The organism is Streptomyces sp. NBC_01551 (assembly GCF_026339935.1).
Taxonomy (GTDB): Bacteria; Actinomycetota; Actinomycetes; order Streptomycetales; family Streptomycetaceae; genus Streptomyces.
The window spans coordinates 2,889,330-2,915,629 of record NZ_JAPEPX010000001.1 but is presented as its reverse complement, the minus strand read 5'-3'; the positions used below and the strand labels follow the sequence as shown (position 1 = coordinate 2,915,629).

At 72.4% G+C, this 26,300-nt stretch carries 26 protein-coding genes and 1 tRNA gene; 14 read left to right on the top strand and 13 right to left on the bottom strand.

Features of this window, described 5'->3' with window-relative positions:
* Nucleotides 1-29: 29 nt before the first annotated feature.
* Nucleotides 30-1,361 (bottom strand): MFS transporter, encoded by a 1,332-nt coding sequence (locus OG982_RS12920; protein WP_266787225.1) that lies wholly within the window; start codon nucleotides 1,359-1,361, stop codon nucleotides 30-32.
* A 151-nt stretch (nucleotides 1,362-1,512) separates the two neighbouring features.
* Here OG982_RS12920 and OG982_RS12915 point away from each other — a divergent pair, with 151 nt between their 5' ends.
* Nucleotides 1,513-2,274, top strand: a complete 762-nt coding sequence (locus OG982_RS12915) for a phosphoglyceromutase (RefSeq protein WP_266787227.1) — start codon at nucleotides 1,513-1,515, stop codon at nucleotides 2,272-2,274.
* A 125-nt stretch (nucleotides 2,275-2,399) separates the two neighbouring features.
* Here the strand turns inward: OG982_RS12915 and OG982_RS12910 are convergent, their stop codons facing one another.
* The 3 genes from OG982_RS12910 to phoU all read right to left on the bottom strand — a co-directional run bounded on the left by OG982_RS12910 (nucleotide 2,400) and on the right by phoU (nucleotide 4,421).
* Nucleotides 2,400-3,239: an enoyl-CoA hydratase/isomerase family protein gene (locus OG982_RS12910; protein WP_266787229.1), complete on the bottom strand. Its 840-nt coding sequence runs from the start codon at nucleotides 3,237-3,239 to the stop codon at nucleotides 2,400-2,402.
* 216 nt (nucleotides 3,240-3,455) lie between these two features.
* On the bottom strand, nucleotides 3,456-3,605 hold the full coding sequence (locus OG982_RS12905; RefSeq protein ID WP_199813613.1) for a hypothetical protein: 150 nt from the start codon (nucleotides 3,603-3,605) through the stop codon (nucleotides 3,456-3,458).
* A gap of 138 nt (nucleotides 3,606-3,743) precedes the next feature.
* A complete protein-coding gene (gene phoU / locus OG982_RS12900) occupies nucleotides 3,744-4,421 on the bottom strand; it encodes a phosphate signaling complex protein PhoU (protein ID WP_266787232.1) in 678 nt (225 codons plus the stop codon).
* Between the two features lie 218 nt (nucleotides 4,422-4,639).
* Between phoU and OG982_RS12895 the strand changes: the two genes are divergently transcribed.
* Both OG982_RS12895 and OG982_RS12890 read left to right on the top strand, forming a co-directional pair.
* A complete protein-coding gene (locus tag OG982_RS12895; protein ID WP_266787234.1) occupies nucleotides 4,640-5,878 on the top strand; it encodes a cell wall metabolism sensor histidine kinase WalK in 1,239 nt (412 codons plus the stop codon).
* Entirely contained in the window at nucleotides 5,875-6,555 is a 681-nt protein-coding gene (locus OG982_RS12890; RefSeq protein WP_037795450.1) for a response regulator transcription factor, read from the top strand. Before OG982_RS12895 ends, OG982_RS12890 begins: the two co-directional genes overlap by 4 nt.
* 74 nt (nucleotides 6,556-6,629) lie before the next feature.
* Here OG982_RS12890 and OG982_RS12885 read toward each other — a convergent pair whose 3' ends face one another.
* Nucleotides 6,630-7,328, bottom strand: a complete 699-nt coding sequence (locus OG982_RS12885; RefSeq protein WP_266787238.1) for a DUF461 domain-containing protein — start codon at nucleotides 7,326-7,328, stop codon at nucleotides 6,630-6,632.
* 587 nt (nucleotides 7,329-7,915) lie between these two features.
* Between OG982_RS12885 and OG982_RS12880 the strand changes: the two genes are divergently transcribed.
* From OG982_RS12880 to OG982_RS12855, 6 genes are all read left to right on the top strand, one after another.
* Entirely contained in the window at nucleotides 7,916-8,398 is a 483-nt protein-coding gene (locus tag OG982_RS12880) for a CarD family transcriptional regulator (RefSeq protein ID WP_003953493.1), read from the top strand.
* 306 nt (nucleotides 8,399-8,704) lie between these two features.
* The gene (gene ispD, locus OG982_RS12875; RefSeq protein WP_266948559.1) at nucleotides 8,705-9,451 is read left to right on the top strand and encodes a 2-C-methyl-D-erythritol 4-phosphate cytidylyltransferase; all 747 of its coding nucleotides are present in this window, start codon (nucleotides 8,705-8,707) and stop codon (nucleotides 9,449-9,451) included.
* Entirely contained in the window at nucleotides 9,441-9,971 is a 531-nt protein-coding gene (gene ispF / locus OG982_RS12870; RefSeq protein ID WP_266787242.1) for a 2-C-methyl-D-erythritol 2,4-cyclodiphosphate synthase, read from the top strand. Before ispD ends, ispF begins: the two co-directional genes overlap by 11 nt.
* 104 nt (nucleotides 9,972-10,075) lie before the next feature.
* On the top strand, nucleotides 10,076-11,476 hold the full coding sequence (cysS, locus tag OG982_RS12865; protein WP_266787244.1) for a cysteine--tRNA ligase: 1,401 nt from the start codon (nucleotides 10,076-10,078) through the stop codon (nucleotides 11,474-11,476).
* A gap of 95 nt (nucleotides 11,477-11,571) precedes the next feature.
* The gene (gene rlmB, locus OG982_RS12860) at nucleotides 11,572-12,543 is read left to right on the top strand and encodes a 23S rRNA (guanosine(2251)-2'-O)-methyltransferase RlmB (RefSeq protein ID WP_266787246.1); all 972 of its coding nucleotides are present in this window, start codon (nucleotides 11,572-11,574) and stop codon (nucleotides 12,541-12,543) included.
* Between the two features lie 169 nt (nucleotides 12,544-12,712).
* Nucleotides 12,713-14,272: a DoxX family protein gene (locus tag OG982_RS12855; protein ID WP_266948558.1), complete on the top strand. Its 1,560-nt coding sequence runs from the start codon at nucleotides 12,713-12,715 to the stop codon at nucleotides 14,270-14,272.
* Nucleotides 14,273-14,398: 126 nt separating this feature from the next.
* Here the strand turns inward: OG982_RS12855 and OG982_RS12850 are convergent, their stop codons facing one another.
* From OG982_RS12850 to OG982_RS12840, 3 genes are all read right to left on the bottom strand, one after another.
* Nucleotides 14,399-15,181: a nucleotidyltransferase family protein gene (locus OG982_RS12850; RefSeq protein WP_266787250.1), complete on the bottom strand. Its 783-nt coding sequence runs from the start codon at nucleotides 15,179-15,181 to the stop codon at nucleotides 14,399-14,401.
* 72 nt (nucleotides 15,182-15,253) lie between these two features.
* Nucleotides 15,254-15,667: a hypothetical protein gene (locus OG982_RS12845; RefSeq protein WP_266787252.1), complete on the bottom strand. Its 414-nt coding sequence runs from the start codon at nucleotides 15,665-15,667 to the stop codon at nucleotides 15,254-15,256.
* A gap of 207 nt (nucleotides 15,668-15,874) precedes the next feature.
* Nucleotides 15,875-16,963, bottom strand: a complete 1,089-nt coding sequence (locus tag OG982_RS12840) for an ABC transporter ATP-binding protein (protein WP_266787253.1) — start codon at nucleotides 16,961-16,963, stop codon at nucleotides 15,875-15,877.
* 165 nt (nucleotides 16,964-17,128) lie between these two features.
* Here OG982_RS12840 and OG982_RS12835 point away from each other — a divergent pair, with 165 nt between their 5' ends.
* Both OG982_RS12835 and OG982_RS12830 read left to right on the top strand, forming a co-directional pair.
* Nucleotides 17,129-17,821 carry a hypothetical protein gene (locus tag OG982_RS12835; protein WP_266787255.1) on the top strand — a complete coding sequence of 231 codons (693 nt, stop codon included), beginning with the start codon at nucleotides 17,129-17,131 and terminating at the stop codon, nucleotides 17,819-17,821.
* Between the two features lie 96 nt (nucleotides 17,822-17,917).
* Nucleotides 17,918-17,993, top strand: a tRNA-Thr gene (locus OG982_RS12830).
* 86 nt (nucleotides 17,994-18,079) lie between these two features.
* On the opposite strand, the gene OG982_RS12825 is transcribed toward OG982_RS12830, so the two are convergent.
* Nucleotides 18,080-19,459 carry an FAD-binding oxidoreductase gene (locus OG982_RS12825; RefSeq protein WP_266787257.1) on the bottom strand — a complete coding sequence of 460 codons (1,380 nt, stop codon included), beginning with the start codon at nucleotides 19,457-19,459 and terminating at the stop codon, nucleotides 18,080-18,082.
* A gap of 412 nt (nucleotides 19,460-19,871) precedes the next feature.
* On the opposite strand from OG982_RS12825, the gene OG982_RS12820 reads away from it, so the two are divergent.
* Nucleotides 19,872-20,348: a GNAT family N-acetyltransferase gene (locus OG982_RS12820; RefSeq protein ID WP_266948557.1), complete on the top strand. Its 477-nt coding sequence runs from the start codon at nucleotides 19,872-19,874 to the stop codon at nucleotides 20,346-20,348.
* Here OG982_RS12820 and OG982_RS12815 read toward each other — a convergent pair.
* A complete protein-coding gene (locus tag OG982_RS12815) occupies nucleotides 20,345-21,364 on the bottom strand; it encodes a zinc-binding dehydrogenase (protein ID WP_266949901.1) in 1,020 nt (339 codons plus the stop codon). The genes OG982_RS12820 and OG982_RS12815 overlap by 4 nt on opposite strands.
* 105 nt (nucleotides 21,365-21,469) lie before the next feature.
* On the opposite strand from OG982_RS12815, the gene OG982_RS12810 reads away from it, so the two are divergent.
* Nucleotides 21,470-22,165 carry a pentapeptide repeat-containing protein gene (locus OG982_RS12810; RefSeq protein WP_266787261.1) on the top strand — a complete coding sequence of 232 codons (696 nt, stop codon included), beginning with the start codon at nucleotides 21,470-21,472 and terminating at the stop codon, nucleotides 22,163-22,165.
* Nucleotides 22,166-22,388: 223 nt separating this feature from the next.
* Here the strand turns inward: OG982_RS12810 and OG982_RS12805 are convergent, their stop codons facing one another.
* The 3 genes from OG982_RS12805 to OG982_RS12790 all read right to left on the bottom strand — a co-directional run bounded on the left by OG982_RS12805 (nucleotide 22,389) and on the right by OG982_RS12790 (nucleotide 25,342).
* Complete coding sequence (locus tag OG982_RS12805; protein WP_266787263.1) at nucleotides 22,389-22,892, bottom strand: hypothetical protein; 504 nt, start codon at nucleotides 22,890-22,892, stop codon at nucleotides 22,389-22,391.
* 714 nt (nucleotides 22,893-23,606) lie between these two features.
* Entirely contained in the window at nucleotides 23,607-24,227 is a 621-nt protein-coding gene (locus OG982_RS12795) for a response regulator transcription factor (protein WP_266948556.1), read from the bottom strand.
* Nucleotides 24,224-25,342, bottom strand: a complete 1,119-nt coding sequence (locus tag OG982_RS12790) for a sensor histidine kinase (RefSeq protein ID WP_266791983.1) — start codon at nucleotides 25,340-25,342, stop codon at nucleotides 24,224-24,226. The genes OG982_RS12795 and OG982_RS12790 overlap by 4 nt, the downstream gene beginning before the upstream one ends.
* 330 nt (nucleotides 25,343-25,672) lie before the next feature.
* Here OG982_RS12790 and OG982_RS12785 point away from each other — a divergent pair, with 330 nt between their 5' ends.
* A complete protein-coding gene (locus tag OG982_RS12785; protein ID WP_266787267.1) occupies nucleotides 25,673-26,242 on the top strand; it encodes a heme-binding protein in 570 nt (189 codons plus the stop codon).
* Nucleotides 26,243-26,300: the final 58 nt, after the last annotated feature.

The window sequence follows — 26,300 nt, the reverse complement described above, 5'->3', positions numbered from 1 at the left end:
TACCGGGGCCGGACCCCCGGCCCCGGCCGTCAGGGGCAGGCGGTGGTGGGCTGCGCGTCCGCCGACACCGGCAGCGGGGGCTTCGCCGACTCGGCGGCCGCGGCCGGGTCCGCATGCGGGGCCGCCGGGCCCGACGGGGCGGAAGCCGGTTCACCCTCGGGGAGCTTCCGCATCAGGACCCAGTACCCCAGCGCCGCCACCGTCCCCACGACACCGGTCGCCCCCCACAGCCACCCCGCCCCGGCCCGGTCGATCACGAACCCCGCCATCAGCGGAGCCACCAGCGAGGCCACCGCCCACGACATCGTGTACACGCCCTGGTAGCGCCCCCGCCCGTCCGCCGGCGACAGCCGGACCACCAGGCTCATCTGCGTCGGCGAGTTCACGATCTCCGCCAGCGTCCACACGCACACCGTCAGCGCGTACGCCCACAGCGACCCGGCGAACGCCGTCAGCGCGAACCCGTACCCCGCCAGCACCGACGAGACGACCAGCAGCGACTTCGGGTCCCGGTGCTCGATGAACCGGCTGACCGGAATCTGCAGCACCACGATCAGCAGCCCGTTCACCGCGATGACCAGCCCGTAGTCCCCGGGCGAGAACCCGGCCGCGCCCATCGCCACCGGCAGGCCCACCGACCCCTGCGTGAACACCAGCGAGATCAGGAACGACAGCCCGACCACCCCCATGAACCGCCCGTCCCGCAGCACGGTCCCCAGCCGCGTCCGCGGCTCGGCGACGGCCCCCGCGGCGACGGCCGCCTCCACCGGCTGGGACTCCGGCAGCTTCACGTACACCAGCACCGCGCACACCAGCGTCAGTGCCGCCTCGCCCAGGAACCCGGCCAGGTAGCTGTACTCCGCGATGACGCCCGCCGCCGTCGCGCTCACCGCGAACCCGAGGTTGATCGCCCAGTAGTTCAGCGAGAAGGCCCGCACCCGGTCCTCCGGCCGGACGATGTCCGCCATCATCGCCTGCACCGCCGGGCGCGACGCGTTCGACGTCATGCCGACCAGCAGCGCCACCGCCGCGATCGCCGCCGGATGCTCCATGAACCCCAGCAGCGCCACCGAGAACGCCGTCGACGCCTGCGCCGCCAGCAGCGTGGGCCGCCGCCCCAGCCGGTCCGTCATCACCCCCGCGACCAGCGAGGACACCACGCCGCCCAGCCCGTGCAGCGCCACCACGAGCCCCGCGAAGGAGGCCGAGTAGCCCCGCTCCAGGGTCAGGTACAAGGTCATGAACGTGGCGACGAACGCCCCGAGCCGGTTGATCAGCGTGCTGGTCCAGAGCCACCAGAACGCGCGCGGCAGACCCGTCACGCTTTCCCGGACGACCCGTGTCAAACTGCCGAAAAACATACGGGATCCCCCGGGTGATGTAAGTGCCTCCTGAGCTCTCCGCACCGTACGAGCGACTCCCCTCGCACGCCAGCGAATTGACGCGCCCCGTCAATCCACGCCCCCGAACGCCGCGCGCGAGCGCCCCGGCGCGTCCATTAGGCTCGTACGCATGGCCGACGCACCGTACAAGCTGATCCTCCTCCGCCACGGCGAGAGCGAGTGGAACGCGAAGAACCTGTTCACCGGCTGGGTGGACGTCAATCTCAACGAGAAGGGCGAGAAGGAGGCGGTCCGCGGCGGTGAGCTGCTCAAGGACGCCGGCCTGCTCCCCGACGTGGTCCACACGTCCCTCCAGAAGCGCGCCATCCGCACCGCGCAGCTCGCCCTGGAGTCCGCCGACCGCCACTGGATCCCGGTCCACCGCTCCTGGCGCCTGAACGAGCGCCACTACGGCGCCCTCCAGGGCAAGGACAAGGCCCAGACCCTCGCCGAGTTCGGCGAGGAGCAGTTCATGCTGTGGCGCCGCTCGTACGACACCCCGCCGCCGGCCCTCGAGGACGGCACGGAGTTCTCCCAGTCCGAGGACCCGCGCTACGCGACCATCCCGCCGGAGCTGCGCCCCAAGACGGAGTGCCTGAAAGACGTCGTCGTCCGCATGCTCCCGTACTGGTACGACGGCATCGTCCCGGACCTCCTCGCGGGCCGCACCGTCCTGGTCGCCGCCCACGGCAACAGCCTCCGCGCGCTGGTCAAGCACCTGGACGGCATCTCCGACGCCGACATCGCGGGCCTCAACATCCCGACCGGCATCCCGCTCGCCTACGAGCTGGACGCCGAGTTCAAGCCCCTCAACCCGGGCGGCACCTACCTCGACCCGGCCGCCGCCGCGGCCGCCATCGAGGCCGTCAAGAACCAGGGCAAGAAGAAGTAGCCCGACCGAACGAGCCCCCTGCCCGCTGAGGAACCGCGGGCGGGGGGCTCGTCGCCGTCCCGGCCGTCCCGGCTGTCGCGGCCGTCCCGGCTGGCCCGGCCGGCCCGTCGTTCGGGGGGCCTTCGTCAGTCGACGGGCTTCAGGCCGGCCAGGGCGGCTCCCAGGCCGAGTTCGGTGGCGCCGCGCGTCTGGAAGCCCCGCTCGAACAGTTCGGCCGTGCGCCGCGCCACCCCCTCGCCCCGGACGAGCTGCTGGAACAGCGCGGCGTCCGCGCGTACTTCGGCGGGGGTCGGCAGGCTGACGGCGTTGATGGCCGACTTGGCCGCGATCAGCGCGTCGCGGGGGAAGCCGCCCACGCGGGTGGCGATGTCCGCCACGAACGCGTCCAGTTCGGCGTCGGGCACCGCCCGGTTGACCCATCCGTAGCGTTCCGCGAGGTCGGCGTCGAAGTCCGACGACGTCAGCACGGCTTCGAGCGCCCGGCCCCGGCCCAGCAGCCGGGTGAGGTGCTGGATCGCGCCCGCGCCGGGGGGTGTTCCGATGCCCACCTCGGGCTGCCCCAGGACGGCTCGTTCCCGGGAGGCGAAGCGCATGTCGCAGGCGAGGAGGAACTCGCTGCCCGCTCCCCGGGCCCGGCCGCGCAGCTTGGCGATGGTGACGGCCGGCAGCAGGCTCAGCCTGCGGAACAGCATGCCCAGGGAGGCGTCGCCGGGGCCGCCGGCTTTCGCCGCCTCGGCGGTGTACTCGGGGACCTTCGTCATGTCGACGTGCGGGAAGAAGAAGTCGGCGTCCGCGCTCTCGAAGACCACCACGCGCGGGGCCGCCGGGCGGGACAGGTCCGCGAGCAGCGCGACCAGGTCCCCCACGACCTCGGGACCGATGAGGTTGATCGGCGGCGCGCTGAACGTGGCGTACAGGACGTTGCCGTCCAGCCTGGTCCCGATGGTCTCGTACGAGGTCGTCATCGCGGTCTTCCCGTCGTCACTCGGCCCGGTCCACGACGACAGTCTCCCGGCTCTCGCCGACCGGAGCCGCCTGGTCCACGACGCCGCGCGCGCCGTCACCCCCGGGCACCCCGGTGATCACCCGGGTGGCGACGTTCCCCTCGGCGTGGAACGTGCGAGAGGGCCCCGGCCGGCGTGATCGCGCCGGACGGGGCCCTCAGCCGTACGGAGACCGGCTCAGCCGCCGCACTGGCACGGGGCGCCGGACTGGCAGCCGCAGCCGCAGCCCGAGCCGCAGCCGCAGGCGGCGAGCAGCGGCAGGCGCAGGGGTTCGGGCCTGGGCTGCTGCTCGTGCTCCGGGGTGATGGGGACGGGGGAATCGGGCATGGTTCCTCCTCGCAGGCGGCATACGGGACGGACTGTGGACGCGGACTACGAACGTGGGAGTGCCTTCGCCTCATTCATGCCCAGTCCCACCGGCGCGTCAACGGCGCATTGATGCAGAGGAGCCCGGATCCCGAGCCCTCAGACGCCGTCGACCACCGTCGGCGCCTGGATCTCGTCCGCGTGCTCGCCCGTCACCAGGTAGACCACGCGCTTGGCCACCGACACCGCGTGGTCGGCGAAGCGCTCGTAGTAGCGGCCGAGCAGCGTCACGTCCACCGCGGTCTCGATGCCGTGCTTCCAGCGGTCGTCCATCAGGTGCTGGAACAGCGTGCGGTGCAGCTGGTCCATCTCGTCGTCGTCCTGCTCCAGCTGGAGCGCCAGGTCGACGTCCTTGGTGATGATCACCTCGGCGGCCTTCGCCATCAGGCGCTGCGCCAGCTGCCCCATCTCCAGGATGGTCGCGTGCAGGTCACGCGGCACCGCCGTGTCCGGGAAGCGCAGCCGCGCCAGCTTCGCCACGTGCTGCGCCAGGTCGCCGGAGCGCTCCAGGTCGGCGCTCATCCGCAGCGAGGTCACGACGATGCGCAGGTCCGTGGCGACCGGCTGCTGGCGGGCCAGCAGCGCGATGGCACGCGCCTCCAGGTCGTGCTGGAGGTCGTCGACCTTCTGGTCGGCGGCGATGACGCTCTCGGCGAGCTTCAGGTCGGCGTCGAGCATGGACGTCGTGGCCCGCCCGATCGCGGAACCGACCAGCCGGGCCATCTCGACCAGGCCTTCTCCGATCGAGTCCAGTTCCTCGTGGTACGCGTCACGCATGGGTGTCCCTCTCTGCCTACTGCCTACTGCTTTCCTGCCCGTGGGCCGGGCCGGGGCGGCCTCATGGCCCCACGTTGACACGTTCGGCCGCGAACGCGTCCGACTCCGGCATCACAAGTGAATCAACCCCGTCGCCAGGGTGAACTCTGGGCGACGACTGTTCGAGGTCCCACCCGAACGGCTGTGGAAGTGTCGTCACGCCTGCTTAACCTGGATCCATGGACGTGAACGCGGCGGTCGCCGCAGCTGCAGCGATCGCCGGTCTTTGCACCGGTGTGATCGCGATGCTGGCGTTCCGCTGGAGCGAGCGCGACCAAGCCCGCCCCACCCGGAGCTCCATGCGCCCCGACATCAACGCGGTGCTCCCCCCAGGAGTGGACACCGTCCTCTCCGTACTGCGCTCCTCGGCCGTCGTGCTCGACGAAGGGGACGCCGTCGTCAAGGCCAGCTCGGCGGCCTACGCCCTCGGCCTGGTCCGGGGCGGCAAGCTCGCCGTGGAGCCCATGCTCCACATGGCCCGCGACACCCGCCGCGACGGGGAGATACGCCAGGTCGAACTGGACCTCCCCCGGCGCGGCACCGGCCGCGGCGAGGCCCTCGCCGTCTCCGCCCGGGTCGCCCCGCTCGGCTCCCGGCTCGTGCTCCTGCTCGTCGAGGACCTCACCGAGGCCCGCCGCATCGAGGCGGTGCGCCGCGACTTCGTCGCGAACGTGTCGCACGAGCTGAAGACCCCGGTCGGAGCGATCTCCCTGCTGTCGGAGGCCGTCATGGACGCCTCCGACGACCCCGAGGCGGTCAGCCGCTTCGCCGGCCGTATGCAGATCGAGGCGACCCGCCTGATCAACCTCGTACAAGAGCTCATCGACCTCTCCCGGGTACAGAACGACGACCCTCTGGAGGACGCGGAGCCCGTACGGGTGGACACGCTCGTGGCGGAGGCGATCGACCGCTGCCGCCACACGGCGACCTCCAAACAGATCACCATGGCCGCCGGCGGCACCGCCGACCTGCGGGTCTGGGGCAACCGCGGACAGCTCGCGGCCGCCCTCGGGAACCTGGTGGAGAACGCCGTCAACTACAGCCCGGCCCGCACCCGCGTCGGCATCGCCGCGCGCCGGGTGACCGCGCCGGGTGGAGACTTGATCGAGATAGCCGTGACCGACCAGGGCATCGGCATCCCGGAAAAGGACCGCGAGCGCATCTTCGAGCGCTTCTACCGCGTGGACCCGGCCCGCTCCCGTGCCACGGGCGGAACCGGACTCGGCCTCGCGATCGTGAAGCACGTGGCGGCGTCGCACGGCGGGGAGGTGTCGGTTTGGAGCTCGGAGGGCCAGGGTTCCACGTTCACCCTCCGGCTCCCCGAGGCGGCCGCCCAGTCCCCCGCGACGGCCCCCACACCCGCCCGTCCCCCGCTTGACCCAGAACCAGTCATCCCTGCCCCGGAGGTCCTTCCGTGACCCGAGTGCTCGTCGTCGAGGATGAGGAATCCTTCAGCGACGCCCTGTCCTACATGCTCCGCAAGGAAGGCTTCGAGGTCGCGATCGCGGCGACGGGGCCCGACGGGCTCGACGAGTTCGAGCGCAACGGCGCCGACCTCGTCCTCCTCGACCTGATGCTCCCCGGCCTGCCCGGCACGGAGGTGTGCCGGCAGCTGCGCGGACGCTCCAACGTCCCCGTGATCATGGTGACCGCCAAGGACAGCGAGATCGACAAGGTCGTCGGGCTGGAGATAGGAGCCGATGACTACGTCACCAAGCCCTTCTCCTCGCGGGAGCTGGTCGCCCGCATCCGCGCGGTCCTGCGCCGCCGCGGCGAGCCGGAGGAGGTCACCCCGGCGGCCCTGGAGGCCGGCCCCGTACGGATGGACGTGGACCGCCACGTCGTCACCGTCGGCGGCGGCAAGGTCGACCTCCCCCTGAAGGAGTTCGACCTGCTGGAGATGCTGCTGCGCAACGCGGGCCGCGTGCTGACCCGCATGCAGCTCATCGACCGGGTCTGGGGCGCCGACTACGTCGGCGACACCAAGACCCTGGACGTCCACGTGAAGCGCCTGCGCGCCAAGATCGAGCCCGACCCGGGCGCGCCGCGCTACCTGGTCACGGTGCGAGGCCTCGGCTACAAGTTCGAGCCGTAAACCGCGAGCCGCGTTCACACGAAAGGGCCCCCTCCGCCGGTGCGGAGGGGGCCCTTTTCCGTTGCTGCGGGGCGTCAGTGCCCGGCGCTGCGCGACGGGGAGCCCGCCGGCGTGCCCGAGGCCGCGCCCGCCGGGGCGGATGCGCTGCCCGACGGCTTGCCCGCGGGGGTGCCGGAGGGGCCACCGGAGGGGGCGCCCGACGGGGTGCCCGACGCGGCGGGGGCCGAGGGGCCGGCCGACGCGCCGGCGCCGGCGGCCGGGGCCTCGGTCGGGCCGTAGCCCGCGTACAGGCCGGAGCCGGGAACGATGAACGCGTCGAGGGCGACGTCGCCGGTCTTGCTCAGCTGGAAGACGACTTCCTGCACGTTGCCGTCCTGGACGGCCTCGCGGCCTTCCTCCAGCACGGCGGAGGGGTTGCCCTTGCCGCCCAGCACCACGGAGCCGCCGGCCGGCACGACGACCTTGCCGGTGCCCGTCGCGGACTTCAGGACGACCTTGCCGCCGCCCTTGAGGACGATGGCGTCGAGCGTCTGCTCCGTCGTGCCGTTGTTGAAGAGCGTCGCCGACACGGCGGCGGGGCCCTTCTTCTCCCTCTCGCCCTGGGTGATCACCAGCGCGTTCTGGACCTTGATGTCGCCCTTGGTGACGGCGGCGTTGTCCGGCTTGATCTGGAGAGTCTGCGCGTCGTTGCCCGCGGCGCACGAGGCGAGCGAGGCGACGGAGAACACGACGGCGGTAGCGGCGAGGGCGCCGCGTCGAAGGCTGCGGCTCACGGCGGCGGCAACTCCTAGGACGTACGGACGGGAGGGTGGGCTCTCGGGACGGCCGAGGTAAAGCCGCCCTAAGGGTGTGTCAGCGGGCTTAGGTTACCGAGCCGCCGCGCCGCCCCCGCACCCGACCCTCCGCAGGACCCGGCCGGTAGCGGGCGAGTACCGGCCCCCTCCCACGATCTTGTATTCCGCCCGCCGTTCATGTGCCCCTCGCATATCGCACGCACGGTGTCCGTAGATCGAATTCCCGGATTCCTCCGAACGCCACTCCGTGATCAATTCCCGATTGGGCCGGAACCGCTCCGTACGGGTGGCCGCTCATCGAACGGAGTAGTTCGGTTTTGCGGCTCCGAAACCGGCAAATCGGGACGTACGTCACACCGGGGCGGTCGCCCGGCAGGTGTAACGTGGTCGTTTCAGCCGGTCCGCGCAGCGCCTCCGACCTGCGAATACCCCCTTCCGGAAGCCCTCCGCAGCACGTTCGTGTCTCAGTTGTCAAGCCCTGAGATGTGCCCTGACCTGCGAAAACGCCATTCATTACGGTCAGTTCTCGTGTTACCCTGGATAGCCACGGAAGGGGTACCTGTCACATGACGTTCAAGGTTGGCGACACCGTGGTCTATCCCCATCACGGGGCCGCGCTGATCGAGGCCATTGAGACTCGTCAGATCAAAGGCGTGGACAAGACCTACTTGGTGCTCAAGGTCGCCCAGGGCGACCTGACGGTTCGTGTGCCTGCGGACAATGCGGAGTTCGTCGGTGTTCGCGACGTAGTCGGCCAGGACGGGCTGGACCGGGTCTTCGAGGTGCTTCGCGCACCGTACGCAGAAGAGCCGACGAACTGGTCCCGGCGCTACAAGGCAAATCTGGAGAAGCTCGCTTCTGGCGATGTCATCAAGGTCGCCGAAGTGGTGCGTGACCTGTGGCGTCGTGAGCGTGAGCGTGGGCTTTCCGCAGGTGAGAAGCGGATGCTCGCCAAGGCGCGCCAGATTCTGGTGAGCGAGCTCGCGCTCGCCGAAAACACCAACGAGGACAAGGCCGAGGCCCTCCTCGACGAGGTTCTCGCGTCCTGACGCGACGACCAGCCGTACACAGCTGTGCCGCGGTGCCCGATGACAAGGAGACTTGTTGCCGGGCGCTGCGGCATGTCTGTCTCCCCGTCTTCTCCTGGCCGCCGTCTTCTCCCGGCCGACTCCAGGCCGTCTCCCGTTGGCCGTCGCAGGTCGTTCCACTGGCGTGCCGGGTCCGGGCAGCCGGCTCGTCCGGTCGTCACGGAAGGGGCGAGGGGCGTCGCACCCGGCACCCTTCAGGCCATACCCACGTCGGCCGAAGTCACAAACCTGGTCGCCAAACCGGAGTCACACTCCCGGAGCTCCTTGATGTCTGACGAAACGCGCCCCCACCGCACCGCCGCGGTGATCCCGGCCGCCGGCCGCGGCGTACGCCTCGGCCCCGGTGCACCCAAGGCCCTGCGGTCCCTCGGCGGCACCCCCATGCTCATCCACGCCGTCCGCGCCATGGCCCGCTCCCGCGCGGTGTCCCTCGTGGTCGTCGTCGCCCCGCCCGACGGGGCCGCCGAGGTGCGCCACCTCCTCGACGAACACGCGCTGCCCGACCGCACCGAGGTCCTCGTCGTCCCCGGCGGCGAGACCCGCCAGGAGTCGGTGCGCGCCGGCCTCGACGCCCTCCCGGCCGGCATCGCCTCCGTGCTCATCCACGACGCGGCCCGCCCGCTGGTCCCCGTGGACACCGTCGACGCCGTCATCGAGGCCGTCCGTGACGGGGCGCCCGCCGTGGTGCCCGCCCTGCCGCTGGCCGACACCGTCAAGGAGGTCGAGCCCGGCGGGCCCGGCGAGGCCGAGCCGGTCGTCGCCACGCCCGAGCGGGCCCGGCTGCGCGCCGTACAGACGCCGCAGGGGTTCGACCTGGCGACGCTCATGCGCGCCCACGACGAGATCGCCGTCAACGGCGAGGGCGCCACCGACGACGCCGGAATGGTGGAACGCCTCGGCATCACCGTCGTGGTCGTCCCCGGCCACGAAGAGGCCTTCAAGGTCACCCGCCCGCTCGACCTGGTCCTCGCCGAGGCCGTACTCGCCCGCAGGAGGGCCACCGATGCGTACTAGCCCCGAAGGACCCGAGGCGTCTGCGGCCGCCGCCGGCCCTGTCATCCCGCTCGTCGGCATCGGCACCGACGTGCACGCCTTCGAGACCGGCCGCGAGCTGTGGTGCGCCGGTCTGCTGTGGGAGGGCGAGGACGGCCTCGCCGGGCACTCCGACGGCGACGTCGCCGCCCACGCCGCCTGCGACGCGCTGTTCTCCGCCGCCGGCGTCGGCGACCTCGGCGCGCACTTCGGCACCTCCCGCCCCGAGTGGTCCGGCGCCGCCGGTGTCACCCTCCTGGCGGAGGCCGCCCGCATCGTCCGCGCCGAGGGCTTCGAGATCGGCAACATCGCCATCCAGGTGATCGGCGTACGCCCGAAGATCGGCAAGCGGCGCGAAGAGGCGCAGAAGGCGCTCGCCGCCGCCGCGGGCGCCCCCGTCTCGGTCTCCGGCACCACCACCGACGGCCTCGGCCTCACCGGCCGCGCCGAAGGCCTCGCCGCCATCGCCACGGCGCTGGTGTACCGGACGAACCGGGCATAGGCCCGTCCGGACGGGCCCGGCGACGACACCGCTTCCGCAACAAAGCACCCCCGCGTCCCCAAAGGGTCGCGGGGCACTGCTACAGGCCCACTACCCTGGATGCCGTGACTATTCGCCTGTACGACACCAGCGCCCGGCAGATCCGCGACTTCACCCCGCTCGTCCCGGGCTGCGTCTCGATCTACCTCTGTGGCGCGACCGTGCAGGCCGCCCCGCACATCGGGCACATCAGGTCCGGCCTGAACTTCGACATCATGCGCCGCTGGTTCGCCTACCGCGGCTACGACGTCACCTTCATCCGCAACGTCACGGACATCGACGACAAGATCATCACGAAGTCCGGTGAGCAGGGCCGCCCCTGGTGGTCCATCGGCTACGAGAACGAGCGGGCCTTCAACGACGGCTACACCGCCCTCGGCTGCCTCCCGCCCACCTACGAGCCCCGCGCCACCGGCCACGTCACCGAGATGGTCGAGATGATGCGCGGCCTCATCGAGCGCGGCCACGCGTACGAGGCGGACGGCAACGTCTACTTCGACGTGCGCTCCTTCCCCGGCTACCTCGCGCTCTCCAACCAGGAGCTCGACAACCTCATGCAGCCCTCGGGCGCGGGGGAGACCGGCAAGCGCGACTCCCGCGACTTCGCCATGTGGAAGTCCGCCAAGCCCGGCGAGCCCTCCTGGGAGACCCCGTGGGGCCGCGGCCGTCCCGGCTGGCACCTCGAATGCTCCGCCATGGCGCACAAGTACCTCGGCACCGCCTTCGACATCCACGGCGGCGGCCTCGACCTGATCTTCCCGCACCACGAGAACGAGATTGCCCAGGCCAAGGCCTACGGCGACGAGTTCGCGAAGTACTGGGTGCACAACGCCTGGGTCACCATGTCCGGCGAGAAGATGTCCAAGTCCCTCGGCAACTCGGTGCTCGTCTCCGAGATGGTCAAGAACTGGCGCCCGATCGTCCTGCGCTACTACCTCGGCACCCCGCACTACCGGTCGATGATCGAGTACAGCGAGGAGGCGCTGCGCGAGGCCGAGTCCGCGTTCGCGCGCATCGAGGGCTTCTGCCAGCGCGTCGTGGAGAAGGCCGGCGGCCCCGTCGAGCCCGCCGCCGAGGTCCCCCTCGCCTTCGCCGAGGTCATGGACGACGACCTGGGCGTCCCGCAGGCCCTCGCGATCGTCCACACCACCGTCCGCCAGGGCAACAGCGCCCTCGCCGCCGACGACAAGGACGCGGCCATCGCGCGCCTGTCCGAGGTACGGGCCATGCTGGGCGTCCTCGGCCTGGACCCGCTCGACCCGCACTGGGCGGGCGAGGCCGACCGCGGCGAGGACCTGCACGGGGCCGTCGACACGCTCGTACGCCTGGTCCTGGAGCAGCGCGAGTCCGCCCGGGCCCGCAAGGACTGGGCCACCGCCGACGCCATCCGCGACCAGCTCCAGCAGTCCGGCCTGGTCATCGAGGACAGCCCGACCGGCCCGCGCTGGACGCTCGGCCCGCGCTGAGCCCGGGCAGCTGAGCTTGGTGTGCTGCCCGGGCCTCCGGGCGGCACACTCTTCATACGTACATATCGCAGCACCAACGAAAACAGGTAGAGGTCATGGCCGGGAACAGCCAGCGCAGGAACCGCCGCACGTCCAACAAGAAGGGCGCCACGGTCGGCAGCGGTGGCCAGCGGCGCAAGGGCCTGGAGGGCAAGGGCCCCACGCCCAAGGCCGAGGACCGCAAGAAGCACAAGGCGAACCGCATTGCCAACGCCATGGCCCGCCAGGCCGCCAAGCGCCGCCCGGCCCCCCGCCGCGGCGGCCCCAAGGGCACCAGCGAGATGGTCGTCGGCCGCAACCCGGTCTTCGAGGCGCTGCGCGACGGCGTGCCCGCCACCACCCTCTACGTCCAGCAGTTCATCGACAACGACGAGCGCGTCCGCGAGGCCCTCCAGCTCGCGGCCGAGCGCGGCAACATCAACCTGATGGAAGCCCCGCGCCCCGAGCTCGACCGGATGACGAACGGGCTCAACCACCAGGGCCTGGTCCTCCAGGTCCCGCCGTACGAGTACGCCCACCCCGAGGACCTCACCGCCGCCGCCTACGACAACGGCGAGGACCCCCTCATCGTCGCCCTCGACGGCGTCACCGACCCGCGCAACCTCGGCGCGATCGTCCGCTCCGTCTCCGCCTTCGGCGGCCACGGCGTGGTCATCCCCGAGCGCCGCGCCGCCGGCATGACCGCCGGCGCCTGGAAGACCTCGGCCGGCACCGCCGCCCGTACCCCGGTCTCCCGCGTCACCAACCTGACCCGCGCCCTCCAGGAGTACAAGAAGGCCGGCATGGCCATCGTCGGCCTCGCCGCCGAGGGCGAGCACTCGGTCAACGACCTGCCCGCGCTCGCCGGCCCCGTCGTCATCGTCGTCGGCTCCGAGGGCAAGGGCCTGGGCCGTCTCGTCGGCGAGAACTGCGACTACCTCGTCCGCATCCCGATGCCGGGCGGCGCCGAGTCCCTCAACGCCGGTGTCGCCGCGGGCGTCGTGCTGTACGAGGCCGCGCGCCGCCGCGCCGAGGCGCCCCGCACCTGATCCGGCGGGAAGCCCCCGACGGCCGCAGGAGCTTGATCCACTTGGCTCACGGAACGTGACCCGTGAGCGTGTCACCCCGCCCTTTCCGGGCGGGGTGACTTGATCTTGACGGGTCTCGGACACATCCCTGATGTCAAGGCAGTGTCCTAAACACTCATCACTCGGTTAGATGAGTGTGGACACCAGAACGTCAGGGTTCGACGACCAGCCCGCGCTGAGCATGGTCAAGGTGCCGTGCGACCCCGCACAGGTCATCGTCAACCACGCCAGCTTCCGCGTGCGGCTCGCACCAAGCCCGAGCGCGCGTTCCAAGCCCGCGAATGCCCCCGGCCGCGCGCCCGTCCTCGGCGGCGCCGTGGTCGCCGCCGCCGGCGCCACCCGCCGCAGAGCCCCCGTCGTCTGGAGCGGCAAGTCCGCCCCTGGTGACGCCGCGGCCACCGGCGGACTCCTCCAGGCCGTCCGCGAGGCGGGCCGCGGCCACGACGACTTCGACGACGGCGGCACCACCCAGGTCATCCCCCGCATCGACCTGGCCCACGACCTCGCCGGGGACACCCTCGCCACGCCGACCGTCATCGGCCAGCGCACCTACGGCGACCCGGACGAGACCCGCCCGCTGGCCGCCGTACGGGACCTGTCGCGCGAGCCCCACCACGGCGGCGGCGCGGGCCCCGGCGCCCCGGCGGACTCCCGGCAGGCCGCCGCCGACACGCGCGGGCAGGCCTCGTACTACCCGGGCCGCCGGATGAACCTCGGCGTCGTGCTGCTCCCGCTGCGCGTCTTCCTCGGCTTCATCTCCATCTACGCCGGCATGGGCAAGCTGTGCGACCCCGTCTACTTCGACGGCGGCGAACGCGGCTCCATGGTCACCTGGCTCCAGACCCTGCACCCCTGGGCGCTGGCCGAACCGCTGCGCGACTTCGCGCTCGCCCACCCCGTCGGCGCCGGCCTGACCGTCGCCTTCCTCCAGGTCGTCGTCGGCGTCCTGACCGTGTTCGGGCTGTGGCAGCGCTTCGCCGCCTGCATCGGCGCCCTGCTCTCCGCCGCCCTGCTCATGACGGTGAGCTGGAAGACCGTCCCCGCCTACGACGCCCCCGACATCATCTACCTCGCCGCCTGGAGCCCGCTGATCATCGCCGGCGCCCCCGTCTACTCCCTCGACGGACGCCTCGCCGGGGAGGCCTGGCGCACCCTCGGACCCCGCTCCGAGATCTGGCGGCTGCGCCGCCGCGTCCTGCGCCGCGGAGCCGTCATGGCCACCGTCGCCTGCGGACTCACCCTGATCATCGGCTCCGTCCTCGGCGGCGCCGTCCGCTCGACCACCGTCGTCACCGTGCCCGGACCCGGACAGGCCCCGAGCAACTACCTCCCCGGCACCCCGCTGCCGCGGACCCCCGCCAAGCAGCCGTCGGCCCCGAGCCTGCAGCAGCAGCCCTCCAAGGCCGCCGTCGAACCCTCCGCCAGCGCGTCGAAGGCCGCCTCCGCCAAGCCCGGCCGCACCTCCGCCGCCACCTCCTCCGGCGAACGGGGTTCCCAGAAGACCACCGGCTCCGGCTCCCAGTCGCCCACCGCCACACGGGGCAGCAGCGGCAGTGGCCAGACCCCGCGCAGCACCCCGCGCCAGTCCGCCCCGGAGCCGCCGCCGTCCTCCTCCAGCGGGAGCCGCGGCGGCGGGGGCGGCGAAACCCCGGCCAAGAAGCCCGGCCTGGTCGGCGGACTGCTCGGCTGATCCCCCGTAGACGAACAGGAAGGGCCCGGCGCGCGAGAAGCGTGCCGGGCCCCTTGCCGTGCGGTTCGCCGTGCGGTTTCGGCGTGGTTTGGCGTGTGGTCCTTCGCCAGGGGCTCGTACGGGGCCTCAGGGGGCGTTCTGCGCCGCCAACTCCCGCGCCGCCTCGGTCAGGTCCTTCGCCGTGTCGATCGCCCGCCAGTAGGCCCCCTGAGGCAGCGGGAAACCCGCCAGCCGCCGCTCACGTGCCAGCCGCGGGAACGTCGTCCGCTCGTGATCGCCCAAATCCGGCAGCAGCGCGGTGAATTCGGCGCTGAAGACGTACACCCCGGCATTGATCAGATAAGGCGACGGCGGGGCCTCGATGAAATCCAGGATCTGCCCGAACTCGTTCGTCTCCACCACCCCCCACGGAATCCGCGGCCGCGCCAGCGCCAGCGTCGCCACCGCGCCCCGCTCCGCATGGAACGCCGCCATCTCGCGCAGCGAAAACCGCGTCCAGACATCGCCGTTCGTCGCGTACCAGGGCCGGTCGCCGTACGGGAGGTGCTTCGCCGCGTACTTGAGACCGCCCCCGCGCCCGAGCGGCTCCTCCTCCACCACCGTCGTCACCCGCAACGGCAACCGCGCCTGCGCCAGCCAGTCCTGGAGCACCCCGGCCAGGTGTCCGCACGACACCACGGCGTCCGTGACCCCCTCCGCCGCCAGCCACGCCAACTGGTGCCCGATGATCGGCGTCCCCGTACCGGGGATCTCCACCATCGGCTTCGGCCGGTCGTCCGTATACGGCCGCAGCCGCGAACCCTGGCCTCCCGCCAGGACGACAGCCTGGGTCGGGTAAGCCGGGAACGCGGCCGCGGAATCGGAGGACGGGGGAGGTGGTACGGGCGATGCGGGGGGAACGTCGGTCATGGCGGCCAGAGTAGGGAGATCCGCACCCCGGCGGCGCTCGACGCGACGTACGTCAACCAGGGACGGACGACGTCAGCCCATCGAGGCGACACCCGACGCGTACGCCGTGTCACACACGGGCCGGGCGAACGACTGCGCCTTCGTCGGACCGTACGCCTCCACGGCGGCCCGGCCCAACGCCCGCGCGATCCCCACGCAGTGGTCGGCGAGCGACGGCCGACGGTCCACCTCCTGCTGGAGGTGCGTCAGGACGACGCCGGGCGCCTCCCCCTGCTGCAGCTCGGACAGCAGCTTGTCGCGCAGCACGTCCTGCGCGGCACGCGGCTTCGCGGGCACGGAGACGTCCTCGGCGGACGCGGTCAGGATCTGGGAGGGCGCGTTGTCCGCCCACGGGACCATGGTGACCGCGAGGGTCCCGGACAGGACCAGGACGACGGGCAGGACCAGGGCGAGGGAACGGCCGATACGGCGGGCAGTGTGGGTCACGAGGGCGAGAGTAGCGCTCGGTGAAGATTTGGCGACATTTAGTCACCCGGTCGGGGGATGGTTCGACGTGGCTTTTCGATTCAAGGGTTGACGGGTGGGGCCGAATGGCCCGGTCTGCACCGTAACTCACCACGAAGGGGCGCCCCTTGGCGGAGCGCCCTCTCATGTCATGCCGGAACCCGGTCAGTCGGAAAGCCGGTCGGTCGGTCAGCCGGAAAGGCGCGCACCCGAGGACGTCGAGAACACGTGGATCTCGCCCGCGCGCGGAACCACGTGCAGCGACGAGCCCTTCTCGGGCACCTGACGGCCGCCCACCCGCACGACGATGTCCTGCGAACCCTTCTCCACCGGGGTGACGCCGTAGACGTACCCGTCCGCGCCGAGCTCCTCGACGACGTTCACGGTGATCGTCAGACCGCCGGAGTCGCCGATGTCGAAGTGCTCGGGGCGCACGCCCACCGTCACCGTGCGGTCGCCGGCGTCGGCCGCCGCCGACAGCGCCTCACGCGACACCGGCACCACGCTGTCACCGAACTTCACGCCGCCGTCGGTGATCGGGACCTCGACCAGGTTCATCGCGGGCGAGCCGATGAACCCGGCGACGAACAGGTTCGCCGGGCGGTCGTACATGTTCCGCGGGGTGTCGACCTGCTGCAGCAGACCGTCCTTGAGGACCGCAACGCGGTCACCCATCGTCATGGCCTCGACCTGGTCGTGCGTCACGTACACCGTGGTGATGCCGAGGTCCCGCTGGAGCGCCGCGATCTGCGTACGCGTCGACACGCGCAGCTTCGCGTCCAGGTTCGACAGCGGCTCGTCCATCAGGAACACCTGCGGCTTGCGCACGATCGCGCGGCCCATCGCCACGCGCTGGCGCTGACCGCCGGAGAGCGCCTTCGGCTTGCGGTCGAGGTACTGGGTCAGGTCGAGCATCTTCGCCGCGTCCTCGACCTTCTTGCGGATGGTCGCCTTGTCCTCGCCGGCGATCTTGAGCGCGAAGCCCATGTTGTCCGCGACGGACATGTGCGGGTAGAGCGCGTAGTTCTGGAACACCATCGCGATGTCCCGGTCCTTGGGCGGCAGGTGCGTGACGTCGCGGTCACCGATGCGGATGGCGCCGCCGTTCACGTCCTCCAGGCCGGCCAGCATGCGCAGCGAGGTGGACTTCCCGCAGCCGGAGGGGCCGACGAGGACGAGGAACTCGCCGTCCTCGATCTCCAGCTCCAGCTGGTCGACGGCGGGCTTGTCGCCGCCGGGGTACAGCCGGGTCGCCTTGTCGAAAGTGACAGAAGCCATGGTGATGAATCCCTTCTACCGGCAGGAACGTGCCGGACGATCCGAGTGGAAGGTCTAGTCCAGTAATCGGACTTCCGCCCGACGCTACCCGCCGATCCGCCTCCTGTCAGCACCCGGACCGGGGTGACTTCCGCGACTGTCGGATGCGGCTGATTGGATCCGCCCATGAACGCCTACGAGAACGCCTGCGCGAACGTCCACGACCTGATCGGCGCCCTCCCCGACATCGCGACCCTCCGGGACCGCTGCCGGGCGATGGCCGCACTGGAACTGGTGATCAGCGGCAACACGGAGGGCGGATTCTTCTCGTACGACCCGGCCTGGGGTCCGGGGGAGGAGGCGGCCTTCATGGACAACGGTTCGGGTGACGAGTACGCGATCGTCTTCACCGCGGACGGCGTCTTCGGGCGCGGCTTCGACCACGAGTCCCCGATGAGCCCCTGGGGTGTCGATGACGTCGAGCTGTGGCCCGGCCTCGTCGAGGGCGTACCGGAAGCCTTCCGGCCGCTGGTGACCGAGCCCTCCTTCTGCGTGGAGGAGGGCGTGCTCCAGGCGACCGTCGTCTTCTGGCGCGAGACGGGCGACACGGCCTGGCGGGCCGGCGACGTGGAGTTCCCGGCGGGCCGCACCGACGCGGACGGCACGCGCCACCTCTTCGGTGTCCTGGCGGCGGGCACTCCGCAGGCCTACCGCGCGTTCGCCGAGGACTACTACGAGACCACGCTCCCCCTGGAAGCGGTCCAACACCTCTGGGACCTCCGCCCCCTGACCCGGGAGGCCGTCACCGCCCTCAACCCGGGCCTCCCCCTGGAGGTGGTGGTCCCGAGGCTGGTGCGGGCGGGGTATCCGGGGGTGTGACCGGGGGAGGTCGCGCGGGCCGGAAAGTTCTTCGCGGCGCGGTCGCGGGGCTGTGTAAAGTGAAGGCGATTCTGTGCGCCGCACGGGGTCACCTGCGCCGCCTTAGCTCAGTTGGTAGAGCACTGTACTTGTAATACAAAGGTCGTCGGTTCGATTCCGACAGGCGGCTCCATCCCAGGTCAGAGGCTTGTCGGCCACAGGGGTTCGGACGAAGCGGAAGGCCCCGGGCGTTGCCCGGGGCCTTCGGCGTTTGCTGTGTCAGTGGCGCCCCGAGATGCGGTCCGCCAGGCGGGCCAGGGCGGTTGTGGTCGGGGTGTGGGTCGCCGTCTCGCGGCGGTCCGCCTCGCGGTAGGCGGCGTAGAGGGCCTGGACGCCGAGCCAGCGGAAAGGTTCCGGCTCCCAACGGCGGACGCGGTGGTTGACCCACGGGAGGGTGGTCAGGTCGGTCCGCTCGCCCAGGACCAGGTCGCGGAGGGTGCGGGCGGCGAGGTTCGAGGTGGCGACGCCCGAGCCGACGTAGCCGCCGGCCCAGCCGAGGCCCGTGGTGGCGTCCAGGGTGACGGTGGCGCACCAGTCGCGGGGGACGCCGAGGACGCCCGACCAGGCGTGGGTGATCTCCGTACCGGCGAGGACCGGGAAGAAGGAGGTCAGGAGCGCCGTGAGGGAGGCGACGGTGCGTTCCTGGGTGGTGCCGTCGTGGTCGGTGCGGGAGCCGAAGCGGTAGGGGACGCCGCGGCCGCCGATGGCGATGCGGTCGTCGGCGGTGCGCTGGGCGTACATGTAGGCGTGGGCCATGTCGCCGAGGGTGGCGGCGTCGGACCAGTTGAGGGCGTCCCAGGTGGACGCGGGGATCGGGGCGGTCACGATCATCGAGGAGTTCATCGGGAGCCAGGCGCGCTTGTGGCCCTTGAGGGCCGCGGTGAAGCCCTCGGTGCAGCGCAGGACGTACGGGGCGCGGGCGGTGCCGTAGGGGGTGATGGCGCGGCGGGGCGCGATCTCGGTGACGGGGGTGTTCTCGTGGATGACGACGCCGAGGCGTTCGCAGGCGGCGGCGAGGCCCTTGAGGAGTTTGAGGGGGTGGATGCGGGCGCCGTGGGGGGTCCAGCTGGAGCCGACGGCGTCGGTGACGCTGATGCGCTCGTGGGTTTCGGTGGCGTCGAGGAGCCGGCGGTCGGTCTCGCCGTAGCCGAGTTCGGCGGCGTGGAAGGCCTTGAGGCGGGTGAGCTGGGCGGGGGTGCGGGCGACTTCGAGGACGCCGCCGCGGTGGATGTCGGCGTTGATGTTCTCTTTGGCGGCGGTGTCGATGACTTCGGTGACGGTGTCGTTCATGGCGCGCTGGAGGCGGAGTGCGGCCTGGTGGCCGTGGAGCGCGGCGTAGCGGTCGCGTCCGGCGATGCCGTTGTAGAGCCAGCCGCCGTTGCGGCCGGAGGCGCCGTAGCCGCAGAACTTCTGTTCCAGGAGGGTGACGCGGAGGTCGGGGGCGGCTTGTTTGAGGTAGTAGGCGGTCCAGAGGCCGGTGTAGCCGCCGCCGACGATGACGACGTCGGCGGTGGTGTCGCCGGTGAGGGGCGGGCGGGGTGGCTGGGTGGCGGTGGGGTCGGTCGCGTACCAGAAGGAGATGCCGCCGTTGATCGTCATGGGGGAGTTGGTACAGGGCGTCCGGGAAGGGTGTCCAGGTGCGGTGTGCCGGGTTTCGGGGTGGGTTCTGAGGCTTGTTGGCTGATGCGGCGGGGGCGGGGCGGTTCTTAGGGTGGGGGAGCCGCTCGCGCTGCGCGCGTGGGGCGGGGGAGTTGCTGGCGCGGTTGACGGCGGTGGCGGCGCCGGCCGGGGTGCGGGGGCTCGGGGGATCGCGGCGGGGATGCTGGCGGACGTACCGGGGGCGTTGGGGCGGGTGTTGCAGAACTGCCTGTGGGAGTGGAGGACGGGGAGGTGCGGCTGTCGGCCGTACAACTGGCGGTGGCGGAGGCCTTGTTGGGGTACTGAGGGGCACTGGGGGAGCGGCGAGGGGTGGTGCGGCGCCGCGCCGGCGGCAGGGCCTAGGGTGCGGGGCATGATCCGTATGGCTGAGGTTTCCGATGTTCCCGTGATCCACGCGATGGTTCGTGAGCTCGCGGAGTACGAGAAGGTGCCGCACGAGGCGCGTGCCACGCCCGAGCAGTTGCGGGAGGCGTTGTTCGGGGAGCGGCCGGCGGCGTTCGCTCACATCGCGGAGTCGGAGTCGGGTGAGGTCGTCGGATTCTCGGTGTGGTTCTTGAACTTTTCGACGTGGCGGGGGGTGCAGGGGATCTACCTGGAGGACTTGTACGTGCGTCCGGGTGCGCGTGGGGGCGGGTACGGGAAGGCGCTGCTGACGAAGTTGGCGCGGATCTGCGTGGAGCGCGGGTACGAGCGGCTGGAGTGGGCGGTCCTCAACTGGAACGCGCCGTCGATCGCCTTCTACGAGGGGCTGGGTGCGCGGGCTCAGGACGAGTGGTCGGTGTACCGGCTGACGGACGAGGCACTTGGGGAGCTGGGGCGTCGCCCTTAGGTCGTGAGGACGACCTTGCCGGTGGTGCGGCGGGTCTCCAGGGCGTGGTGGGCGGCGGCGGCTTCGGCGAGCGGGTAGCGCTGGAGGGCGGGGCGCAGGCGGCCGGCGGCGGCTTCGGCGAGGGCGCGGGTTTCGAGGCGGCGCAGGGGGTTGTCGCCGCCGGCGCGTTCGAGCATGGCGGGGCCGAGGACGTTCCGGGTGGTGATGCGGCGGGCGGTGAGGTCGGCGCGTTCGGTGTCGGTGAGGGTGAGCGGGCCGGCGGACCAGCCGAAGACGAGGTGGCGGGCGCCGGGGGCGAGGAGGCCGAGGGCGGCGCGGGCGGTGGGGCCGCCGACGGAGTCGAAGAGGACGGTGGCGCCGTCGGGGTGGTGGGCGCGGACGGTGTCGGCCCAGTGGGGGGCGGTGTAGTCGACGGCGAGGTCGGCGCCGTTGGCGGCGGCGAGGGCGGTTTTGGCGGGGCCGCCGGCGAGGGCGATGACGGTGGCCCCGGCGTTCTTGGCGTACTGGACGAGCAGGGTGCCGATGCCGCCGGCGGCGGCGGGGACGAGGGCGGTGGCTCCGGGGCCGAGATCGGCGAACTGGAGGATGCCGAGGGTGGTGCGGCCGGTGCCGATCATGGCGACGGCCTGGGCGGGGTCGAGGCCGGGCGGGATGGGGTGGAGGCGTTCGGCGTCGGTGACGGCGTACTCGGCGTAGCCTCCCCCGGCGCTTCGCCCGGGAGGTGTTCCGAGGGCGAAGCCGAGGTGGGCGACGACGGGGCGGCCGAGCCAGGTGGGGTCGGTTCCGGGGCCGAGGGCGTCGACGGTGCCGGCGACTTCGCGGCCGGGGATGGTGGGGAGCTCGGGGAGTGGGGCGGGCGGGCCTTGGACGCCTTGGCGGAGGGTGGTGTCGAGGAGGTGGACTCCGGCGGCGGCGACGGCGATGCGGACCTGGCCGGCGGCGGGGTGGGGGACGGGGGTGCGTTCGTAGGTGAGGTTTTCGGCGGGGCCGAAGGCGTGGAGGCGGATGGCGTTCATGGTGGGCGTCGTCATGGGGTCAGGGTGTGACCTCAAGCGGACTTGAGGTCAAGGCGTGCCCCGCGCGTCGTCGGTGTTGTCGGCGGGGTGGGCCACGATGGGGGGATGGTGCGCAAAGGGCAGGCGGGGCAGGCCGGGCAGACGGGGCAGACGGTGAAGGCGGCGCGGCGGGCGGAGGTGCGGTTGCCGGAGCTGGTGGCGTGGGCGGGCGGTGAGCTGGAGCCGGACGGGGATTACGACGGGCTGGAGTTCGCGGACCTGGACCTGGCGGGGCAGGAGGGGGTCGGGGCCCGGTTCATGGACTGCGCGGTGCGGCGGTGCGCGCTGGACGAGGCGGGTCTGGCGAAGGCGCGGTTCCTGGACTCGGTGCTGGAGGGGGTCCGGGGTGTGGGGACGGACCTGTCGGGGGCGTCGTTGCGGGACGTGGAGCTGGTGGAGGCGCGCCTGGGCGGGGTGCAGTCGCACGGGGCGGTGTGGGAGCGGGTGGTGGTGCGCGGGGGCAAGATCGACTACCTGAACCTGCGGATGGCGCGGCTCAAGGACGTGGTCTTCGACGGGTGCGTGCTGGTGGAGCCGGACTTCGGGGGTGCGGTGCTGGAGCGGGTGGAGTTCCGGGGCTGCGCGGTGCGGGGGGCGGATTTCACGGGGGCGCGGATGGCGGACGTGGACCTGCGGGGGGCCGCGGAGCTGGACGTCGCGCGGGGTGTGGAGGCGCTGGCTGGGGCCGTGATCAGCCCGGGGCAGCTGTTCGACCTGGCCCCTGCGCTGGCCGCGCAGCTGGGCCTCCGAGTCCTGCCGTAGCCGCGCCGGCTGGGCTGCGCCGGCTGGGCTGGCTGGGCTGGGCTGGGCTGGCTGGGCCGGGCTGGCTGGGCTGGGCCGGCTGGGCTGGCTGGGCCGCGTCGGCTGGGCTGCGCCGGCTGGGCTGGGCCGGGGGCGGGTGGCCTGAGGAGAGCGGGACCTGCCGGGAGCCCGGGGCTCCGCCCTGGACCCCGCGCCTCAGATGCCGGCGGGGCCGGGGGAGCCGTCAGGCGGGGACGCGGGGGAAGCGGGACTGGAGGGTCCAGATGGCCGGGTTGTCGGCGAGGCCGTCGTGCATGTCGACGAGGTCGGCGATGAGGTCGTGCAGGAAGTCGCGGGCCTCGCGGCGCAGGAGGCGGTGGCTGAAGGTGAGCGGGTCCTCCTCCGGCGGCATCCAGTCGGCCTCGATGTCGACCCAGCCGAAGCGGCGCTCGAAGAGCATGCGGTCGGTGGACTCGGTGAAGTCGAGTTCGGCGTACTGGCGGTTGGAGGAGCGGCTGCCGCGGGGGTCCTGGTCGAGCTGCTCGACGATGTCGCAGAGCGCCCAGGCGAAGTCGAGTACGGGGACCCATCCCCAGGCTGTGGACACTTCCCGGTCCGCGTTGGTGTCGGCGAGGTAGACGTCCCCGCAGAACAGGTCGTGGCGCAGGGTGCGGACGTCCGCCGAGCGGTAGTCGGTCTGCGGGGGGTCGGGGAAGCGCCGGGAGAGGGAGTAGCCGATGTCGAGCACGTCCCGATGGTGTCACGCCGCACCGGTGCCCGGCGCCGTCGCCCCGTCCTCGCGCCTCAACCGCCGGGGGCTGGACCTGCCAGGGGGTCGGCCGGGTAGCCGGGGGACCGGGGCTCCGCCCCGCACTCCGCCCGGCCACTCGCTGCGGGCGCGTGCCGGGCGGAATGCGGGGGCGCCTCCCGTGGGCTCGCATCCGGGCGCAGGCATGCCCCGGGGCATCGCCCCGGAGCTGCCGCCCGCCCCCGGGCCTTCGGAGGCACGCCCAGGAGCTGCCGCCCGCCCCCGGGCCTTCGGAGGCACGCCCCGGAGCTGAACCAGGCCCCGGGACCCGGCCCGGCTTCCAGGGACCGAACCTGCCGCCCGGCATGCCCCTGAGGGCATCGCCCCGAACCTGCCGCCCGCCCCGGGCCCTTGGGGCTTCACCTCGGGGCCGAACCAGGCCCCGGGCGACCCGGCCCGGCCTCCCGGGGCTCGGACCTGCCCCCCGGCGGCCCGGCTTGACCGTCGGGGACACGAAGCTCACCCCCGGACTCGAACCTGGCCTCCGGTGGTTCGGTCTGACCCCTGTGGACCGGCCTGCCCCTGGCGGCCCGGTCTGATCCCCGGGACTCGGACCTGACTCGCGGTGGCCCGGCGTGACCCAGGGGGACTCGGCCCGCCCTGCGGGACTCGGACCCGGCCCCCGGTGGCCGGCTTGACCCCACTGACCCCCGGCTAGGGGAGGAGGCGTTGTTCCTTGGCCACCGAGACCGCGCCCGCGCGGGTGTCCACGTCCAGCTTGTCGTAGATGCGGCCCAGGTGGGTTTTGACCGTGGCCTCGCTGATGAAGAGGGCCCGGGCGATTTCGCGGTTGCCGAGGCCTCGCGCCAGTTGGCCGAGGATGTCGAGTTCGCGGTCGGTGAGGGTGGGGCGGGTGCCGCGCATGTGGGCCATGACGCGGCTGGCGACGGGTGGGGAGAGCGTGGTGCGGCCGGCGGCGGCCGAGTGGATCGCGGCGAAGAGTTCCTCGGGGCGTTCCGCCTTGAGGAGGTATCCGGTCGCGCCCGCGCCGATGGCCCGGGTGATGTCGGCGTCGGTGTCGTAGGTGGTCAGGACCAGGACGTGCGGCGGGTCGGGGAGGGCGGTGATGCGGCGGGTGGCCTCCACGCCGTCGATGCCCTCGCCCAGCTGGAGGTCCATCAGCACGACGTCGGGGTGGAGCTTCGCGGCCAGTGCGACGGCCTCCTCGCCGCTGCCGGCCTCGCCAAGGACCTCTATGTCGGGCTCGCTGCCCAGCAGGGCCAGCAGGCCGGCGCGGACGACCACGTGGTCGTCGCAGAGCAGGATCGTCGTCATCCGGTGGGCTCCAGGGGGATCGCGGCGGACAGGACGGTGCCTTCGCCCGGGGTGGATTCGATGGTCAGGGTGCCCCCGAGCTGGCTGACGCGGGCCCGCATCGCGGGCAGGCCGTGGCCGCGGTCGCCGCCCGGGCCGCGGCCGGCTTCGGTGAAGCCGTGGCCGTCGTCGGCGACGTCCAGGACGACCTGGTCGCCCAGGAAGCTCAGGGTGAGGGCGGCGGTGCGGGCGCCGGAGTGTTCGCGGACGTTGGCGAGGGCGCCCTGCGCGATGCGCAGCAGCGCGGACTGGACGCGGTCGGGCAGCGGGGCGGGGGTGCCTTCGAGGTGGAAGCGGACCTCGGTGTGCGGGCCGGCGTCGAGGGTGCGCAGGGCGTCCGCGAGGCCGGCGCCGCCCTCAAGTTCCGGCGGGGCCAGGTCGTGGACGAGGCGGCGGGCTTCGGCGAGGCCGCGCCCGGCGATGTCGTTGGCGGTGCGGACATGCGCGCGGGCGGTGGTCGGGTCGCTGTCCCAGGTGCGGTCGGCGGCCTGGAGCAGCATCTGCTGGCTGGACAGGTGCTGGGCGAGGGTGTCGTGGATCTCCATGGACAGCCGCTGGCGTTCGGCGAGGGTGCCTTCGCGGCGTTCGGTGGCGGCGAGTTCGCGGCGGGTGCGGATCAGGTCGTCGATGAGGTCGCGCTGGGCCTGCGCCTGGCGCTCCATGTGGACGAAGACGGCGGTCGCGAGCGCGGCGACGGCCGGCGGGGCCAGCAGCAGGTTCGGGTCGAAGGCGGTGGCGAGCTGGAGCTGGGCGGTGACGACGAAGACGGTCAGGAGGGCGACGAGGACGATGGCGGCGCGGGGTGGCAGGGTGCGCAGGGCGGTGTAGAAGAGCGGTACGGCGCACCAGGCGAAGCTGGGGGCGAGCAGGACGAGGACCACCCAGGTGGCGACGACCAGGCCGAGCCAGAGCAGCCGTCGCAGGGTGGGGGCGGCGCCGAGGGCGGGTCCGAGGACGTACAGGAGCGCCAGGGTGATGCTGAGCGCGATGATCCACGGGGTGCGGGGCTCGCCCGGGTGGCGCAGCAGGAAGCGGGCCACGGAGGCGCCCAGCAACAGGAAGAACGCCGTGTGCATGACGGTGGCCAGCGCGCGGGTGTCGGATTTCGCGGCGGGCACTGCTGGCACGGCGGGCTCCCGGGGTGGTGGTGCTTGCGCCTTCCATCCTGCCTGGACGGGGGCGACGGCGCTGACCAGCCAATCCGTACGGGCACCCGGTCCGCATCGACCGATCGGTTGACCCGGGGGTCAGCCGGTGCGGTGGCCGTCGCGAGCCGGTACGGGGACGGGCCGGGGCGGTCGGCGGCCACAGGCTTGGAGCAGGCAGAAACAGCAGGCAGAAACAGCAGGCAGCCCGCAGCACGGACACCCCCAGACGCAGCCGCGCCGACGTTCTCAGGAGCAGACATGAACACCCGCACCCGCGTTCTCACCGGTACCGCCCTCGCCCTCGCCCTCGGCGCCGGGACCTTCGGTGCCGTCAGCGCCAGCGCGAGCGCCTCGCCCGTCGCGCAGGCCGAGTCCGCGCCGGCCGCCTCGGCGAAGAAGGACGGCGTGGTGAAGGACAAGAACTTCACCACGACGACGCACCTGACCATCGACGCCGCCTCCCGCGCCGCGCAGGCCGCGCTGGACGCCGCCGAGAAGGAGGGCCAGAAGGTGACGGTCGCGGTCGTCGACCGCAACGGCAACACCATCGTCACCCTGCGCGGCGACGGCGCCGGCCCGCAGTCCTACGAGTCGGCGCAGCGCAAGGCGTTCACGGCCGTGTCGTGGAACGCCCCGACCTCGGTGCTGGTGGGCCGCCTCGCGCAGACCCCGAACCTGAAGGACATCCCGGGCACCCTCTTCCTGGGTGGCGGCACCCCGGTGCAGGCGAACGGCGCCCCCGTCGCGGGCGTCGGCGTGGCCGGCGCCCCGAGCGGTGACCTGGACGAGAAGTTCGCGAAGGCCGGCGTTGACGCCCTCGCCAACTAGGCCGGATCCGGCCGCCGTCACCGGCGCGCGACCGGCCCGCACCACCCGCCGCGCATAG